This is a genomic window from Micromonospora sp. RV43 (genome assembly GCF_001029515.1).
Lineage (GTDB): Bacteria > Actinomycetota > Actinomycetes > Mycobacteriales > Micromonosporaceae > Micromonospora > Micromonospora aurantiaca.
Genome location: NZ_LEKG01000006.1, coordinates 36363 through 52729, shown reverse-complemented (window position 1 = coordinate 52729; position 16367 = coordinate 36363). Strand labels below are relative to the sequence as shown.

The following is a 16367-nucleotide window of genomic DNA, read 5'->3' as shown; positions in this document are numbered from 1 at the left end:
CGAGGAGAGTCGCGTGAAGAAGCTGTACGTCATCCTCATCAACGACAACGTGATCCGATCCGGCCTGGCCGACCTGGGCCGGCTCGCGGACGCGGAACTCTGGCTGGTCTCCAGCCCGCACTACGCGCGCCGGCTCACCGACGAGCAGCGCGCCGCGTACGCCCGGATCGTCGTGCCCGACGACATGGAGACGACCGACCTGGTGGCGTTGCTGGACCGGGAGCTGCCCCGCCCCCGGCCGGAGCAGCTCCGGTTCCTCACCAACGACGAGTCCTGCGAGCTGATCTGCGCGCGACTCGCCGAGCGCCTCGGCACGGCCGGCTGGCCGGCCGCGCGCCTGCTGCCGTTCGTGGACAAGATGGCCAGCAAGGCCGCGCTCGCCGGCAGCGGCCTGCGGCTGCCGCGGCACCTGCGCTTCGACCGGGACCGGCACGCCGCCGACCCGCGCGGCTACTGCGAGCGGATCGCCGCGGAGATCGGCTTCCCGATGGTGGTCAAGCCGGTCGACAGGTACGCCAGCATGGACGTGCGGCGGCTGGACGGGCCGGCGGCGTTGCGCGCCTGGGCGAGCTGGGCGTCCTCGCCGAAGGACCGCAACAGCTACGAGGTGGACGAGTTCGTCTCCGGCACGCTCTACAACTTCGACGCGCTGGTGCAGGACGGCCGGGTGGTGTGGAGCAACGTGTGCGCCAACCTCAACCCCTGCATGGAGTTCGCCGCCGGACGGTCGCTCGGCGTGTGGACGCTGCCCGCCGACGACCCGACGGCCGTGCGGGTGTCCGGGTTCGGCCACCGGGCGCTCGCCGCGCTGCGGCCACCGGACGGCGGCGTACACATGGAGGTGTTCGGCACGCCCGACGGCGAGCTGGTCTTCCTGGAGGTCGCGGCCCGGCCGCCGGGCGGCGAGATGCGCGCCGTCTACCTGCGCACCCACGGCGTCGACATCGACCTCGCGCACTACCTGCTGCGGGCCGGCGAGCCGTACGACGTGCGGGCCCGGCCGACCGGCGAGCTGGGGGCCTGGGTGATCACCCCTCGTCACGCCGGCCGGGTCAGCGCCGTCGACCTGCCCGCGCTGCGCAGCGAGCACACCGTGCAGGTGCACGTGTCGGTCGGCGAGACCGTCGCGCGCGCCAGCGCGCACATCGTCGAGCCGCCCTCCGCCGTGTTCATGGTCTACGGCGCCGACCGGGCCGCCTTCGGCCACGACATGGACCTGCTGCGTGACCTCACCCTCTACCGCGTGGAGCCCTGATGGACCTGAACCTCGCCGCCGACATCGCCGGCCGCACCCCCTTCTACCTGTACGACTTCGCCGCCGTCCGCCACCGGGTCGCCGAGCTGCGGGCGGCCCTGCCCGACGGTGTGCTGCTGCACTACGCGATCAAGGCCAACCCGATGCCGGCCCTGGTGCAGCGCCTCGCGCCGCTCGTCGACGGTCTCGACGTGGCCAGCCACGGTGAGCTGCTGACCGCGCTCGGCACCGCCGTCGACCGGGAGCAGATCAGTTTCGCCGGGCCGGGCAAGCGCGACCCGGAGCTGGCCGCCGCGATCGCCGCCGGCGTGGTGGTCAACGTCGAGTCCGGCGACGAGCTGGCCCGGCTGCGCCGGATCGAGACGGCGGTCGGGCGGTCCGCCCGGTTCGCGCTGCGGGTCAACCCGGACTTCCAGCTCTCCGGTTCCGGGATGACGATGGGCGGCGGTGCGACCCAGTTCGGCATCGACGCCGAGGCGGTCGGCGAGGTGCTGCGCGGGCCGGGCCGGCGCGGACTGTGCGGGCTGCACATCTTCGCCGGGTCGCAGAACCTGCGCCTGGACGCGCTGACCACGGGGGTCAGCCAGACGTTCGAGCTGGCCGACCGGCTGGTACGCGAGCACCGGCTGGACCTCGCGCACGTCAACATCGGCGGCGGGCTCGGCATCCCGTACTTCCCCCGCGACGAGGCGCTGGACCTGGCCGCGTACGGCCGGCACCTGGCCGTGGAGGTGGAGCAGTGGCGCCGCCGCCACCCGGACACCGCTGTCGTGCTGGAGCTGGGGCGGTACCTGGTCGGCGAGGCGGGCGTCTTCGTCAGCCGGGTGGTGGAGCGCAAGCACTCGCGCGGCGAGACGTTCCTGGTGGTCGACGGCGGCATGCACCACCACCTCGCCGCCTCCGGCAACTTCGGCCAGGTGGTACGCCGCAACTACCCGGTGTCCGCTGTGACCGCGAAGCCGGCCGACGAGCGGGAGACGGTCACAGTGGTCGGACCGCTCTGCACGCCGCTGGACACGCTCGGCCGGCGGGTGGAGCTGCCCCGGTGCGAGGTCGGCGACCTGGTGGTGGTGCACCAGTCCGGGGCGTACGGGCCGACCGCCAGCCCGGTGCACTTCCTCGGCCATCCGGCGCCGGTCGAGGTGCTGCTCTGAGTGGGCACGGCGCTGCGCCGCACCGCGACGGCCGGCACACCCGCCAGAGCGTCCTAGGACATTGGTGTGCCGGCTGCCGACGGAGGTCAGGCGGCGGGTAGGCGTCTTCAGACCGGCCGGACGCAGCTCACGGGCAGGGTCCGCCCGCGCAGACGTCGATCACCTTGCCGGTGAGCAGGAACACCGCCTTCTGCCGCTGCGCGCCGGGCTGGGCGCGCGGGAACTCGTGCGAGTCCTCGCCGTACTCCGGTCCGGCGGGGGCCAGGTTGGTCGGCGGCGGCGCGTACGCGGCGCCGCTGTTCCAGACCACCATGGCCGAGCCGGCGTACGGGTACCTGCGGATCGGCGCGATGCCCCAGAACGGCCGCACGTCCGGTGACCAGCCGTCGGCCAGCGCCGGGGTGTGCAGTCGGGCGCCGATGGTGCGCGCCTGGACCTCCGCCGCGGCGGTCGAGACCTGCTGGTCGGCGAAGGCCACGTGCATCAGCACCCGGTGCGCCGGGGTACGCGGCAGCGGCCGGTCGGTCATGTGCTGGGCGTACCCGTTGGCCTCGGACCGGTCCCACAGCATCTGGAGCAGACCGAAGATGAGCTGCTGGTCGATGCGGTCCGGGTAGTAGCCGTCCATCACGGACTGGAACGGGGCGAAGTCGACGCTGCGTTGCAGCAGCGTGGAGTAGTTCATCGCGGGCACGCCGAGCACCGAGCGGGTCCAGTCCTGGGCGACGGCGGTGAGCGCGCCGCCGTTGATGCCGCCCTGGCTGTTGCCGTCGTAGTGCAGCCCGCCGGCCACGTCGATCAGCGGCCGCCCGGCGGCGTCGCGGAACGCCGGGTGGGCGGCGAACCCGCTGCGGTGGATCATCGTCCGGCCCAGGAAGAGGAAGTTCAGGAAGCTCTGCTGGAGCCGGTCGGCCACCGCGGGGAAGGCGCTGAGGTCGGTGAAGGCGCCCGCCACGTACGGGACGTCGGCGGCGGCCATGCCGATCCAGCTCGTGGCGCAGAAGGTGAAGTCGTACGTCTGCGACATGGTCTTGACGTTGCCGGCGTTGACCTCGGTCGGCCGGCCGAGCAGGCCGTGGCCGTAGAGCGAGAGGTGGGCCGGCTTCGCGGCGGACGCGCTGCGCGGGATGTTGCAGACGAAGTCGGCCGCCACAGTCGTGCCGGACGGTGTGGGCAGCGCGTCCGGCGCCGGCGGGGTGCCGTCGCCGCCGGGCGGCCCGTAGTGCAGCCGGGAGCCCGGTCCGCCGTCACCGGTCAGGTAGGACGGTACGGCGACGGTGCCGGTCACCTGCCGGGCGATCAGCGGATCCTGCTCCGGCGTGTAGTCGGTGACCTGGGTGACTGTGAACGAGGGCGCGCGGCGGCCGAGCGCGGCGAACGCGCCGTCCCGGACCGCGAGCATCCGCCCGGTGAGGCCCCGCCGGCTGGCCACTGTGAAGTCCCAGGCCAGATACAGGCTGTGCCGCTTGACACCGGCCCGGCTCAGGTCGGCGAGGACCCGCCTCATCTGCGGCGCGCGCGGGTCGCGCCGGTCCAGGCCGGCGCCGGTCACATACGCGCGGAACGCCTTCGGCGCCGGGATCAGCGCGCCGTCGCCGTCGCGCATGCCGCGCAGGCCGACGACGTACCTCGTGCCCTCGGTCAGCGCGACCGCCGGCCGGATGATCAGCGCCTGCCGGTCCGGGTCGCCGGCGGCGTGCGCGTCCAGTTCCGCCCAGTAGGGCGTACGCCTGCCGGTGCGGGCGTCGAGCAGCACGATCGGCGCGTCCGGCGCCAGCGAGCGGCCCACGTCGGTGACCGGCGCGATCCGCGTCCGCTCGGCGTCGAGGCCGGGTACGCGCGCCAGGATCGGCGAGCCGGGGCTGAACCCGTCCTGCCGGTTCCACTCCGCCGGGTCGATCGGCACGCCGAGCACGTTGGCGGGCATCGCGGAGGCCGCGAACCGGACCCGCTTGCCGGTCGGGGTGCTGCGGTCCGGGACGGTGAAGTAGTCGTTGGGGAACGGCAGCAGGCAGGCCGCCGGGTCGATCGGGTCGCAGGACCGCTGCCCGGCCGGTGCGGGAGGCGCGGACGGCGCCGCGGCGGCGCCGGAACCGAGCAGCACGGCCGATGCGGTCACCAACGCGGACACGGCGAGACGGAGCCGTCTGGGGGTGGGCACGCGTGTCTCCTTCGACAGCGGACGGTGGTGTTCTTCCTACGCCCGTGGCCGGATCTCGGCAAGGGCCCACACATCGACAGGGTCGCGAAGCACTACGTGGTGTGACGGGCGCGGCCTCCCGCCGTCCGCCTCTTCCCGGCGGCGGACGGCGGGAGGGGCGCCGGGCTAGCCGACGACCACGACGCGGCCCTGGTTCAGCGGTTGCAGGTGCGCCGGGTCGAGATCGTCCGGTGCGCCCCGGCCGCTGTCGTAGACGACGCGCCCTCCGTCGCTCTCCCAGATCCTGATCCGGAACCGGTCCACGTCACGTCCGTCCGGGGCGTCGGCGACAGTGAGCTGGTACGCGTACCCCGGCCGGCCGTTCACGGTGCCCTCACCCTGGTACCGGCCCACCGATCCGGCGACGGTCAGACGCTCGTGTGTCGTACCGGCGAACGTGAACTCGCGTCCCGGCAGCCGGAAGGTGGTCGCGCCGAACGGCGTGGGTGAACCCTTCACCAGGCCCGCGACGAAGGCGAACTCCCCCGGACCGGTGGCGGCCACGTCGGCGCTGAGCGCGCCCGCCGGTGAGACGATCGCGCCGGCGCCGGCGACCGTCACGTCCGACGGGTCGTAGACCACGATCCGTACCGTCTGCTGCCCGGTTCCGCCGTCGTCGCCGGTCACCGTGAGGCGCGCGACGTGCACGCCGGGCCGGAGATCGCCGGTGGCGACGCAGCCGCCCTCGTTGCGGTCCTCGCTGACCACACCGGGCGTGGCCGGGGCCGGACCCCCGCCGTCCCAGTCGACCGCGCAGCGGTGGGTGTCCGGCACGCCCGGGTCGGTGAACGTGGCCCGCACGGTGACCGGACCGGCCACCCGCAGCTCCTCGTCCAGTGCGATCGGGCTCACCTCGATCGGCCGGTTCGCCACGGTGACTGTCACCGTGTCGGTGGCGGTGCCGTGGCGGGCGTCGGTGGCGGTGAGTTCCAGCCGGTACGCGCCGGCCCGGTCGGCGCGGAACGACGGCGTGCGGGCCGGACCCTCCAGCCGCAGGCCGCCGCCGAGGCCGCCACCCTCCGGCTGGGCGAGCACCGTCCAGGACAGGGTCACCGGGTCGCCGTCCGGGTCGGTGGTCCGGGTCGCGTCGAGGGTGACGGTGTCGCCCTCGACGGCGGTCCGGTCCGGCCCGGCGTCGGCTGTGGGCGGGCCACCGGCCGGCAGGACCCGGCCCACAGTCACCTCGGCACGCGCGGTGGCCCGCAGGCCGTCGGCGTCGGTGGCGGTGACCGTGAGGACGTGCCGTCCCTCGCTGAGCTGCCCCGGCGTACGGGTGGCGCCGGTGCCGAGGTCACCGTCACGGTCGGAGGTCCAGCGCACCGCCGACCCGTCCAGGTCGCCCTGTTCCGGGTCGGTGACGGACGCGGCGAGCGTGACCGTCTGCCCGGTGGCGAAGAACGTGCCGCCCATCGGAGCGGTGATCCGTACCGCCGGGTTCTTGCCGGCGACAGTGAGCGGACCGCTCGTCGCGTCGGCGGTGTGCACACCGTCGGTGACCCGTACCCGCAGCCGGCCGGTGGCCGCGCCGCCGGTGCCCGCGAGCTGCGCGGCGTCCAGCGTGTACGACGTCCCGGTGAGCCCGGTGGCCAGCACCCGCCAGTCGTCGGCGCCGTCCGGGCTGTACAGGACGCTCGCGGTGACCGGACCGCCGTCGGCGTCGCCGGCGCTCCAGCCCACAGTGACCGGCCCGGTGGCCGGCACCGACGCGGGCGGCGCCTCGCCCGCCAGCGCCACGACGGGCGGGTTCGCCGACACCGGGAGGGTGGCGAGGTCCCGCCCGGCGCGGGTGTCCACGAGCGTCACCCGGCGGGTGCCGGGGGCGAAGTCGACGACCTCCTGGAAGGGACGTGTCGCGGCGTGCTCGGTGGCCGCCGGGGTGAACGGATGCTCGGCGAGCGTCGCCCCGGCGGCGTCGAGCAGCCGCAGCGCGTACGGGCCGGGCGTGGTGGCCGGGCGCTGGGTGGTGCGGGTCAGGCGCTGCCCGGTGAGGGTGGCGGTGCCGTCGCCGACGGCGCCGGACAGCGCCAGCAGGTCACCCGTCGCGCCCTGCTGGGCGGGCGGGTTCTGGACGCGGTTGCGCCACAGCCGCCACAGGTCGTCGGAGACCCAGGTGTTGCGGCAGTAGCTCATCAGGTCGGCGACCGGCGGGCTGGTGTCCGGCGCCCAGACGATCCGGCGCGGAGCGCCGACCGAGGCGTCACCGATGTCGTAGCCGGCGAAGCCGGGATTCGCCGGGTCCGGCCCGCCGATGGTGCCGCGCGGGTACGGGTAGGACCGGGGCCCGGTCTCGTCGCCGGGATTGTCCGTGCACTCCACGTGCCCGGCGCCGAGCAGGTGCCCCAGCTCGTGCAGGATGGTCGTGGGGTTGTGCGCTCCGCCGACCGCCACCCATCCGGGGATGTTCTCGGCGATGCCGCCCATCCGGTCCCGGTTCACCATGACCAGGTGGTAGACGCCGGGCTCCCGCGTCCCTGCCGTCGCCTGCCGGTAGCGGTCGAGCACCGAACGCGCGTCCTGCGCGTCGAGGAAGAAGCTGTCGTCACCGATCCAGAAGAACGGGTGGTCGTCGCGGTAGTCGGCGCGGGTGACCTCCAGCCGGCTCGTCGGCAGCGTGCGCCGCAGCAGCGACTCGGCCCGGTCCAGGTCGGACTCGGGAGGCAGCACTGTCTGTCCGTCGCGCTGGTAGCCGAACCGGATCAGCTTGACGCGTACCGGTTGGGACGCCTGGAAGCGCACCGTGCGCTCGGTCACGTTGTCCAGGTGGTCGGGCTCGGTGACCCGGCGGTCCGGGTTGATCTCGACCCGCAGCCTGACCTGGCCCTCGCTCGTCCACTGGGTGGGCAGCTCGAACAGGAAACCGCCGCCCAGTTGTCCGCGTCGCACCGTCCGGTCGGGCACCAGCAGGCGGCCCGGGTTCGCCGGGGCGAGCGGCGGGCCGAGCGACGTGCCGTCGGCCCGGAACCCGTGCAGGGCCGCGGTCACCGCGGGCGTCTGCGCGTCGGTGCCGACGTACGCCCGGACGACGGTGCGGCGGTCGGCGACCAGGTCGACGGAGTTGCCCAGGTCCTGGATGACCTGGGTGACCTCCAGCCCGCCGGCGGTCAGGTTCGGTCCGGGCGCGGTGCAGGTGTTCAGGTAGACGCGCAGGGTGTTGTCGACCTCGTCCAGGACGGCCACGTCGAGGGACTGGTTGTTGTCGAACCGCCCCACGGCCGCCTGCACCGGCCGGCTGCCCGCCGCGAGGACGGCCGGGGTGCCGAACGTGCCGTCGCCACGGCCCGGGAAGACGTAGACCGCCCGGCTGGCGTAGCCGACCACCACCAGGTCCGGACGGCCGTCCCGGTTGACGTCGGCGACGTCCACGTCGTGCGGACCCTCCCGCCCCGGGGTCAGCGGCCCCAGGTCCAGCGACGGCAACTCCCGGGGCGCCGGCGGGAAGCCGCCGGACGGTGGATCGCGGTAGTCGCTCCACAACCGGATGCGGTCCTCGCCGGGGATCGCGACGGCCGCGTCGAGCCGCCCGTCGAGGTCGAAGTCGGCGATCGCGGGCTTCCACGCCTCGCCGATCCCTTCCACCCGGGGCGCGGGGCTGTTAGCGCCGTCGCGGATCAGCGACACCGTGCCCTGTGTGCGGCTGCTGACCAGGAGATCGGGCACGCCGTTGCCGGTCAGGTCGCCGGCGGCGAGGAAGTCCGGCTGGACGTACGTCGGCTGGTCACCGAGGAGGAACCTCTGGTCGAAGCTGCCGCCGTTGAGGTTGCGGAACACCCGCACCCGGTCGTCGTCCCGGTCGGTCCGGTCCTCCGGGTCGAGGGCCGCCAGGTCGGGCAGCAGATCACGGTCGAAGTCGGCCACCGCGACGTCCGCCACGCTGCGGCCGGCCAGCACGCGCCCTCCCGGCCCGAAGCCCGGGTCTCCACCGGCGGCGCCGAACCAGACACCCACCCCGTCGGTGGTCGCGACGGCGTAGTCCGGTTTGGCGTCCCGGTTGAAGTAGCCGACGGTGACGGCGCGCGGCGTGCCCGGCGCCGGATAGACCTCCGGCGGGGCGCCGGGCCCCACCGACGTGCGGAACGTCCCGTTACCGACGGCGATGAGCTGGTGCACGTCGCCGTCACCGCTCGCCGAGGCGACGAGCAGGTCGTCGAAGCCGTTCTGGTTGGTGTCGACCGCCTCGACGTCACGGGGAGAGGCCACACCGGCGACCGCCGGCATGGCCGTGAACCCGAACGTCTCGCAGCCGGCGACGAGGCCCGCTCCCGGCGGGCCGGCGACCCGGACCGGTGCCGCGGCGCCCGGCACTGTCGCCCCGGGCCCCAGCAGGACCACCGCCAGAGCGGCCGCCACCGCGCCGGTCCACCGGCCTGATCTTCGTGAACGCATCACTGCCACCTTTCCGCGCGCACGACCGTCCGGCGCGAGGCCGGACGGCGGCGCACGATCGTCGTAGGAGAGTGGGAAGTCTCGATCGGGTCGACCGGGAGACGGCCGGCTCGGGCCGGGTGCCGCACGCGGGGCACCGCCGGTCCGGTACGAGTCTCGTCCCCGGGGGACGTCCGGCTACAGGGTCGGCGGTCCAGGGCGGCGCAACGGCGTGCCGGATCTTTCTGCCCGCGCGCAAGACAACCCCCTGCCCGTCCGGCCACATCGGGCGGCCGAGTCGGGAAGACGATTGCGCGCGGCGGTGGACGCCGAGCCGGCTCGGCACCGCCGGCCGGCGGACCGCCACGGCCGGGGCCGCACGTCGGCACGCCGCGACGGCGGGCGTGGGAGATCGGCCCGGCTGCCGACGAGGGCGGTCACGACGACGAGGGCACTGCCGGTGCCGTCGCGAGTCCCGGGCCGGCCGCCCGGTTCCGGCCGCCGTCCGGCGGCGCGCCGAGGGCGGCCGACAGGTCCCGTGCGGCCTGCTCGATCCCATCGGCCGTCGCCAGCGCGAACACGAACCGGTCCGGCCGCAGCACCACCAGGTCGGCGCCGTGCCGCCGCAGCCACCCGCCGAGCACCCCGTCGGCGTCCACGACGTCGATCCGGTCCGGACGGCCGTCCGCGGACGACTCCGGCAGGCCGGCGAGCGGGTCCGGCAGGCCGGCGAGCGGCGTGCCGGACGGGTGGACCGCGACGAACCGCACCGGCAACCCCTGCCACCACGCGCCGGGCGGGTCGTCCACACCGGCGCGACCCAGCACGACGAAGCCGTCGCCGAGCGCCTCGTCGAGCAGGCGCTCGCCGGGCGCACCCGGGATGAGGACCCGCGGCTGGGGGAACATGGTCCCGACCACGCCGTCCCGCCGCCCGCCGGTCATCAGGCCCCGCCGGTACGCCGGCACCGGCTTGAACTCGAAGCGCTCCACGAACCGCCGTACCCGGGGAACCGTCTGGACCGCCCGCAGCGCGGTGTCACGCAGCCAGGCGGAGATCCGGTTGCGGGCCAGGAAGACGCGTCCCAGCCGGACGCTCGTCTGTGCCATCTCCACCGTGTGCGGGCGCCGCTCGGTCTCGTACGTGTCGAGCACCGCGGGATCGGCGGCGCCGGACAGCACCAGCGACAGCTTCCACGACAGGTTCGCCGCGTCGCGCAGGCCGCTGCACAGGCCCTGGCCCATGAACGGGGGCATCTGGTGGGCCGCGTCGCCGAGCAGGAACACCCGTCCCTCCCGCCACCGCTGCGCGACGAGATGGTGGAAGGTGTAGACGACCGCCCGGGTGACGGCGAACCGGTCCGGGTCGACGTACGGCGAGACGAGCGCGGCGACGGTCTCCGGCCGCTGCACCTCGTCCTCGGTCTCGCCCGGGCGCAGCATGAACTCCATCCGGTAGCTGCCGGCCGCGCCGGGAGAGACGAACGCCGGGCGCCGCCAGTCGCACACGAACGTGGTGTCGGCCACCCGCACGGCGTCGGGCGGCACGTCGCCGGAGACCGCGAGCCACGGCTCGGCGTAGCTCGCCCCGGACAGCGGGATCCGGACGGCGGCGCGGGTGGCGCTGCGGGCGCCGTCGCAGCCGAGCACGTACCGGGCGCGGACCGCCCGCCGCTGCCCGGTGACCACGTCGGACAGGAGCACCGTCACGCCGTCCTCGTCCTGGGTCAGGCCGACCAACTCGGTGCCGAGCGCGAGCCGGACGTGCGGGAAGCGGTCCAGCCCGGCGCGCAGCGTCCGTTCCAGTCGCGGCTGGTCGAAGAAGCGCAGCGGCGCGTGCCCGTACCCGAAGTCCGTCTCGGACAGCTTCATCCGGGCGAAGACCCGGCCCGCGCCGTTGACGTACTCGACCAGCGGCGGCGCGATCGTCTCGTCGCGTACCTCGTCGAGCAGCCCGGCCTGCTGGTAGATGCGCAGCGCCTCGTCGTCACAGGAGAAGGCCCGCGGCTGACCGTGCGGCGTGGCGCTGCGCTCCACGACCAGCGTGGTGACACCGCGGGCGCCGAGCAGGTTGGCGGTGAGCGCACCCACCGGCCCGCAGCCGACGACGGCGACCTCGACCTCCTGGGCCTCCTGGTGAGCCGGCGGCTGAGCTGATCCCATGGTGGTGCCCCTTCGGAACATGGTCCCGGACGGCTCCGGCCGTCCTACCCGACACCGACCAGGGCACCAGCCGGGCGTGGAACGGCTGTGGAAAGTGTGTGGAGGCGGCGTGGAGGCGGGACTCCACGCCGGTCAGAAGACGGCGAACCGCGGCAGCAGCAGCCCGGCGCCCTGCTCGGCGGCGATCCGCGCGCCGAGGTCCCACTCCGCGCGGTCGCGCCGGGCCGCGCCGCGGATCCGGTGCAACTCCGCGACGAAGACGCGCTCGCCCACCCGGTCCGCCACTGCCAGCGCCTCCTCGGCCAGTGTCGCCGCGGTGTCCGGACGGTCGCCGGTCAGGTACGCCTCGGCCATCGCGCAGAGCGTGATGGTCCGGGTGGACCGCAGTCCGGGACGGTAGAACTCCTCGGCGGCGGCGCGCATCGCGTCGAGCCGGCCGTGGTCGCCGCCGCGCGCGGCGGCCCACTCCAGGAAGTACGCGCCGGTCGCGGTCATGTGCGGCAGGCCGGTGGCGCGGCCGATGTCCCGGCACCGTCGCCCCGCCGCGTCGGCCGCGGCGACGTCGTGCTCCTGCATCGCCAGCCAGGCGGCGTAGAGCGCCGCGTTGGCCCGGCCGTACGGGTCGTCGAGGTCCTCGGCGAGGGCCTCGGCGGCGGCGATGTCGGCCCGCGCGCCGGCCGGGTCGCCGCGCATCGAGCGCACGAGCGCCCGGAAGTTGTGGCAGGCCAGCACCGGACGGCGGCCCACCTCGCGGCGCAGCAGCACCCGGTCGACGGTACCCAGCCGCTCGATCCCGGCGGTGAGCCGCCGCTCGCTCTCGGCCTGCCGGCCGGTGAAGTAGGCGACCGCGCCCAGCAGGTACTCACCTGCGACGGCGGTCAGCCCGCTGCCGTCGTCGGGCGCCCGTACGAGCCGCCCGGCGAGGTCGGCGCAGATCGCGAACTCGGCCCGGTTGGCGGCGAGTTCGCCGAGCGCCCAGAGCGCGTGGCGGATGTCGGCGTCCGGCCCGACGAGCGTCAGCAGCTCTCGGGCGCGGGCGCAGACCCGGTCGACCGCGTCGCTGCCGACGCCCACCGTCATCTGGAGCAGGGACGCGCGGTGCAACTGGACGGTCAGCTCGGTGGCCGCCGCGTCGGGCGAGACCCGCGTGGCCGGGGCCAGCCGGAGCGCGGCGCGTTCGAGGTGGCCGAGCGCGTCCTCGTAGGCGACCCGGCGGGTGGCGTCGTCGGCGGCGCGCAGCGACCACCGCAGGTGGTCCTCGCCGTGGCCCAGACCGACCGCCTCCCCGTAGTGGTGGGCCAGCTCGGCCGGCGCGGTGCCGGCCGTCCGCTCGTACGCGGCGGCCAGCCGGGCGTGCAGCGCGGCCCGGCGCGGCGGGACCAGCTCGGCGTAGGTGACCTCGGCGATCAGCGGGTGGCGGAACGCGAGCGCGCCCGGTCCGGTCTCGACCACCAGCGCGGCCGGATAGGCCGGGGCGAGGTCCTCGGCGACGGTCTCGGCGGTGCTGTCCAGTGCCGCCGCCAGCACCGCCAGGTCCAGGTCGTGCCCGGCCACGCTGAGCAGGTCGAGGCAGCGCCGGGCGGGGCCGGGCAGTCCGGCGAGCCGCAGCCGCACGGTGTCCCGGATGCTCGGCGGCAGCTCCGCTGCGGCGCCCGGATCGGTCCGGGACCGCAGCAGCTCGGTGAGGAAGAACGGGTTCCCGCCGGTCCGGGTGACGAGCCGGGTCACCACCGGCTCCGGCGGCGCCACGCCGGTGCGGTCCCGGACCAGGTCGGCGACCGCCGCGGCGTCCAGCCCGGCGAGCCGGACCTGACCGAAGCCGCCCCCGCGCGCCAGCTCGGCGACCGTCGCCACCAGGGCCGGGTCGTCGCCGTACGGCCGCAGCGTGGCGACCACCAGCGCCCGGGACGCGGGCAGGGCGGTGGCGAGGAACCGCAGCAACAGCAGCGAGTCCGGGTCGGCGGCGTGCAGGTCGTCGAGGACGACGAGCAGGCCGCGCTCCCGGGCCGCCGCGTGCACCAGTTCCGACACCGCCTCGTACACCTGGAACCGGGCCGTGGGGTCGAGACCGCGACCGTCGGCCGGTCCGCTCGGCGCGCCGGCGGCGAACCCGTCCAGGCGGCTCGCCGAGCCGGTGGCGCGGGTCTGCGGCATCGCCACCAGCGCGCGCACCACCTGGCTCCACAGCCAGAACGGCGGCGCCTGCCCGACGTCCGGACAGCGGCCCCAGACCACCGGGACGCCGGTCGCGGCGGCGCGGGCGCCGAGTGCCGCGGCGAGGCTGGTCTTGCCGATGCCGGCCTCCCCCACCAGCGTCAGCACCCGCCCGCTCTGCCCGGTGGCCGCGTCCAGCGTGTCCCGCAGCCGCTCCAGCTCCGCGTCCCGGCCCACGAGCGGTCCGCCGTCCCGCTCCGGCACCGCCCCGGCGGTCGCCGGGCCGCCGGTGTCCGCGGGACTGCTCCGATCAGGCGGTACGGCCTGCTCCAGGATCAGCCGGTGCACGGCGCGGGTCTGCTCACCGGGGTCGATCCCGTACTCGCCGGCCAGGATCCGGCGGCCCTCGTCGAAGACGGCGAGCGCCTCGGTCTGCCGCCCCGAGCGGTACAGGGCCAGCATCAGCTGCGCCCGGGCGCCCTCGCGCAGCGGGTGCGCCGAGACGAACCGGCGCAGTTCCGGCAGCAGCGTCGCGTGCCGGCCCGCGGCGACGGCGGCTGTCAGCCGCCCCTCCTCGGCGCTCAGCCGCAGCTCGGCCAGCCGGGCCGCCTCCGGACGCACCGCGGTCAGGTCGGCCACGCCCGCCAGCGGCTCGCCGCGCCACAACGCCAGCGCCTCGGTGTACGTCCGCTCGGCGGCCGCCGCCTGCCCGGCCGCGAGCGCGTCCGCAGCCCGGTCCACCAGGCCGGCGAACCGGATCGCGTCCACCGCGTCGGCGTCGACCCGCAGTTCGTACCCCCCGGGGTGGCTGCGCAGGACGCGCGCCGGCTCGCGGTGGGACCGTTGGGGTTCCACGGCCCGGCGCAGCCCGGCGACGTACGTGCGCAGCGTCGTCCGGGCGCTGGCCGGCGGTCGTGCGTCCCAGAGCGCGTCGACCAGCCAGTCGGCGGCGACGAACCGGTTCGGCCGCAGCAGGAACAGGGCCAGCAGCGCCTGCTGCTTCGGCCCGCCGAGGGGCACCACCCGCCCGTGCCGGACGACCTCCGGCGGACCCAGCACCCGGAACTGCACAGTCACCTCGACGACGACCCCATCGGGCCGAGTATGGCAGCGCCGGTCCACTCCGGACACCGGCGATCGGTCAGGGGACTGTGAGCGGGGTGCCTGCTCTGCGCACCTCCCCCATGAAGTGCAGGATCTCCTCGTGGTTCGTCGACATGACCGCGGTCATGGCGCCGGTGCGGTAGTAGATGTCGACGCGGATCGGTTCCGGCTCCAGCGAGACCGGCTCGTCGGCGCGCATCCGCGCGAGGACGCCCGGCACGTCGTAGGCCAGGGTCACGTCCGGGCGGTGGAAGTACTCGACGCCGCCGATCTCGACGACGGCGAGTCCGTCCGGCTCGCAGACCGGCTGGGTCAGCAGGTCGTAGCGGTACACCTCGTCGAGGAACGGGCGGACGTCGGCCGCGAGCTGCCGCGAGACCACTTCCTGCCACCACAGCTCCAGCGCCCGCCGCCCGTCCGCCTCGGTGAAGAGGTAGCCGATGGCGGCCGCGTACGCCGGCGCGCCGCCGCCGTGACCCCGCATCGCGGCCTCCCGCAACGGGATCGCCTCCCGCGCCGTGGTGGTGTCCGCCCAGTCGGCGAGGCTGTTGAGGACCCGGGACTGCTCCCACCCGGCGAGCCGCCGCAGCGGCAGCCAGCAGTGACGCAGGACCGCGTTCTCGGCCATCACCCGGGCCCAGAACAGGAATCGCTGCATCACCGCGTTGTCCGCGAAGGTCATGGTGCGGTGGGCGAGCACGTACTCGAAGTCGTCGTTGTCGCCGCGCAGCGCGACGATGCCGTACAGCTCCTTGTTCTCCGCGTACTCGGTGTTCGGCAACAGCATGATCGGGTAGACGGCGATCCGGGACACGTGCTGGGCGAGTTCGTCGTACCCGGCCAGGAACGACTCGACGGTGTCGCCCGGCGCGCCCCAGATCAGCTCGGCGTAGCAGTCCAGCCCTTCCCGGTTGAGCCACCGCACCAGGTCACGCCAGTCGTTGACCTTCATGTTCCGCCGGCGCATCAGGGTCAGGGCGTCCGGGTTGAGCGACTGGAGGGCCAGGGTGAAGGAGCTGCGCAGCCCCGCCTCCTTCATCCGCCGCACGATCTCGTAGAACACCTTCGACTTGTTCTTGGCCCACGAACTCTCGAAGGCCAGCGGGAAGCCGTGCCGCCGCTTGATGTCGATGAGGTCGTCGACGAGTTCCAGGTCGATCGGCAGCATGCCGAAGTTGGCGTCGCAGGCGACCACTGTGTGCACGCCGCACCGGGCGAACAGTTCCAGCTCGGCGCGCAGCCGTTCCCGGGAGAACGCGCGTACCCGCTGGCCGACAGCGCCGCCCCAGTAGCAGAACGAGCACTTGTACGGGCAGCCGCGGTTGGTCTCGAAGAGCGCGACGTCGTAGCGGAACCGGCCGTCGGCGTCGAGCAGTTCGACGGCTCCGGTGAGGAACGGCGACGGGATGATGTCGAGATCCTCGATCCGGGGCCGGTCCGGGTTGGTGACCACGCTGCCGTCGGCGCGGTGCCAGGAGATGCCCTGCACGTCGCCGAGGGCGTCGGGGGCCACGCCGGCCAGCCGGGCGCGGAGCAGGTCGAGGAAGGTCAGCTCGCCCTCGCCGTTGACCACCACGTCGATCTCCGGGTAGAGCCGGAACACGCGTTCGGCCTGCGCGCTGACGTGGGTGCCGCCGAAGATGACCCATCCCTGCGGGTTGAGCTGCTTGTAGGTGGCGGCGAGTGCCCCGAACGCGCGCTGGCTCCAGCCGAAGACGGAGAACCCGATCACGTCGGGCAGCGGGCCGGCGAACAGCCGGGCGGCCATCTCCCCGTGCGTCACCCGCCCCCGGAAGTTGCAGATCTCCACCGACACCTGGTCGTTCAGCTCGGCGTCGCCGGACACCATCGCCTTGAGGTACGCCGAGGCGAGCGGCAGCGACTCCAGCGGCATGTCCCAGACGCCCTGCTGCACCAGGACCACCCGAAGGCGCCGGCCCGCACCGCCGGCGCTCGTCTGGCTGTGCTCCACCGAT

7 protein-coding genes are annotated in these 16367 nt (G+C 74.7%); 2 read left to right on the top strand and 5 right to left on the bottom strand.

Annotated elements, in window-relative coordinates:
• Positions 1-13 precede the first annotated feature (13 nt).
• Both ABD52_RS03005 and ABD52_RS03000 read left to right on the top strand, forming a co-directional pair.
• Positions 14-1255: an acetyl-CoA carboxylase biotin carboxylase subunit family protein gene (locus ABD52_RS03005; RefSeq protein WP_030268258.1), complete on the top strand. Its 1242-nt coding sequence runs from the start codon at positions 14-16 to the stop codon at positions 1253-1255.
• A complete protein-coding gene (locus tag ABD52_RS03000) occupies positions 1255-2409 on the top strand; it encodes a pyridoxal-dependent decarboxylase, exosortase A system-associated (RefSeq protein WP_047890700.1) in 1155 nt (384 codons plus the stop codon). Before ABD52_RS03005 ends, ABD52_RS03000 begins: the two co-directional genes overlap by 1 nt.
• Positions 2410-2536: 127 nt before the next feature.
• Here the strand turns inward: ABD52_RS03000 and ABD52_RS02995 are convergent, their stop codons facing one another.
• The 5 genes from ABD52_RS02995 to ABD52_RS02975 all read right to left on the bottom strand — a co-directional run bounded on the left by ABD52_RS02995 (position 2537) and on the right by ABD52_RS02975 (position 16363).
• Entirely contained in the window at positions 2537-4570 is a 2034-nt protein-coding gene (locus ABD52_RS02995) for a hypothetical protein (protein ID WP_047890699.1), read from the bottom strand.
• A 165-nt stretch (positions 4571-4735) separates the two neighbouring features.
• Positions 4736-8992 (bottom strand): VCBS repeat-containing protein, encoded by a 4257-nt coding sequence (locus ABD52_RS02990; RefSeq protein WP_047890698.1) that lies wholly within the window; start codon positions 8990-8992, stop codon positions 4736-4738.
• 416 nt (positions 8993-9408) lie between these two features.
• Entirely contained in the window at positions 9409-11133 is a 1725-nt protein-coding gene (locus ABD52_RS02985; RefSeq protein WP_235437316.1) for a bifunctional 3-(3-hydroxy-phenyl)propionate/3-hydroxycinnamic acid hydroxylase, read from the bottom strand.
• A 132-nt stretch (positions 11134-11265) separates the two neighbouring features.
• The gene (locus ABD52_RS02980) at positions 11266-14364 is read right to left on the bottom strand and encodes a BTAD domain-containing putative transcriptional regulator (RefSeq protein ID WP_235437315.1); all 3099 of its coding nucleotides are present in this window, start codon (positions 14362-14364) and stop codon (positions 11266-11268) included.
• Positions 14365-14428: 64 nt separating this feature from the next.
• Complete coding sequence (locus ABD52_RS02975) at positions 14429-16363, bottom strand: KedN5 family methylcobalamin-dependent radical SAM C-methyltransferase (RefSeq protein WP_013476314.1); 1935 nt, start codon at positions 16361-16363, stop codon at positions 14429-14431.
• Between the last annotated feature and the right edge of the window lie 4 nt (positions 16364-16367).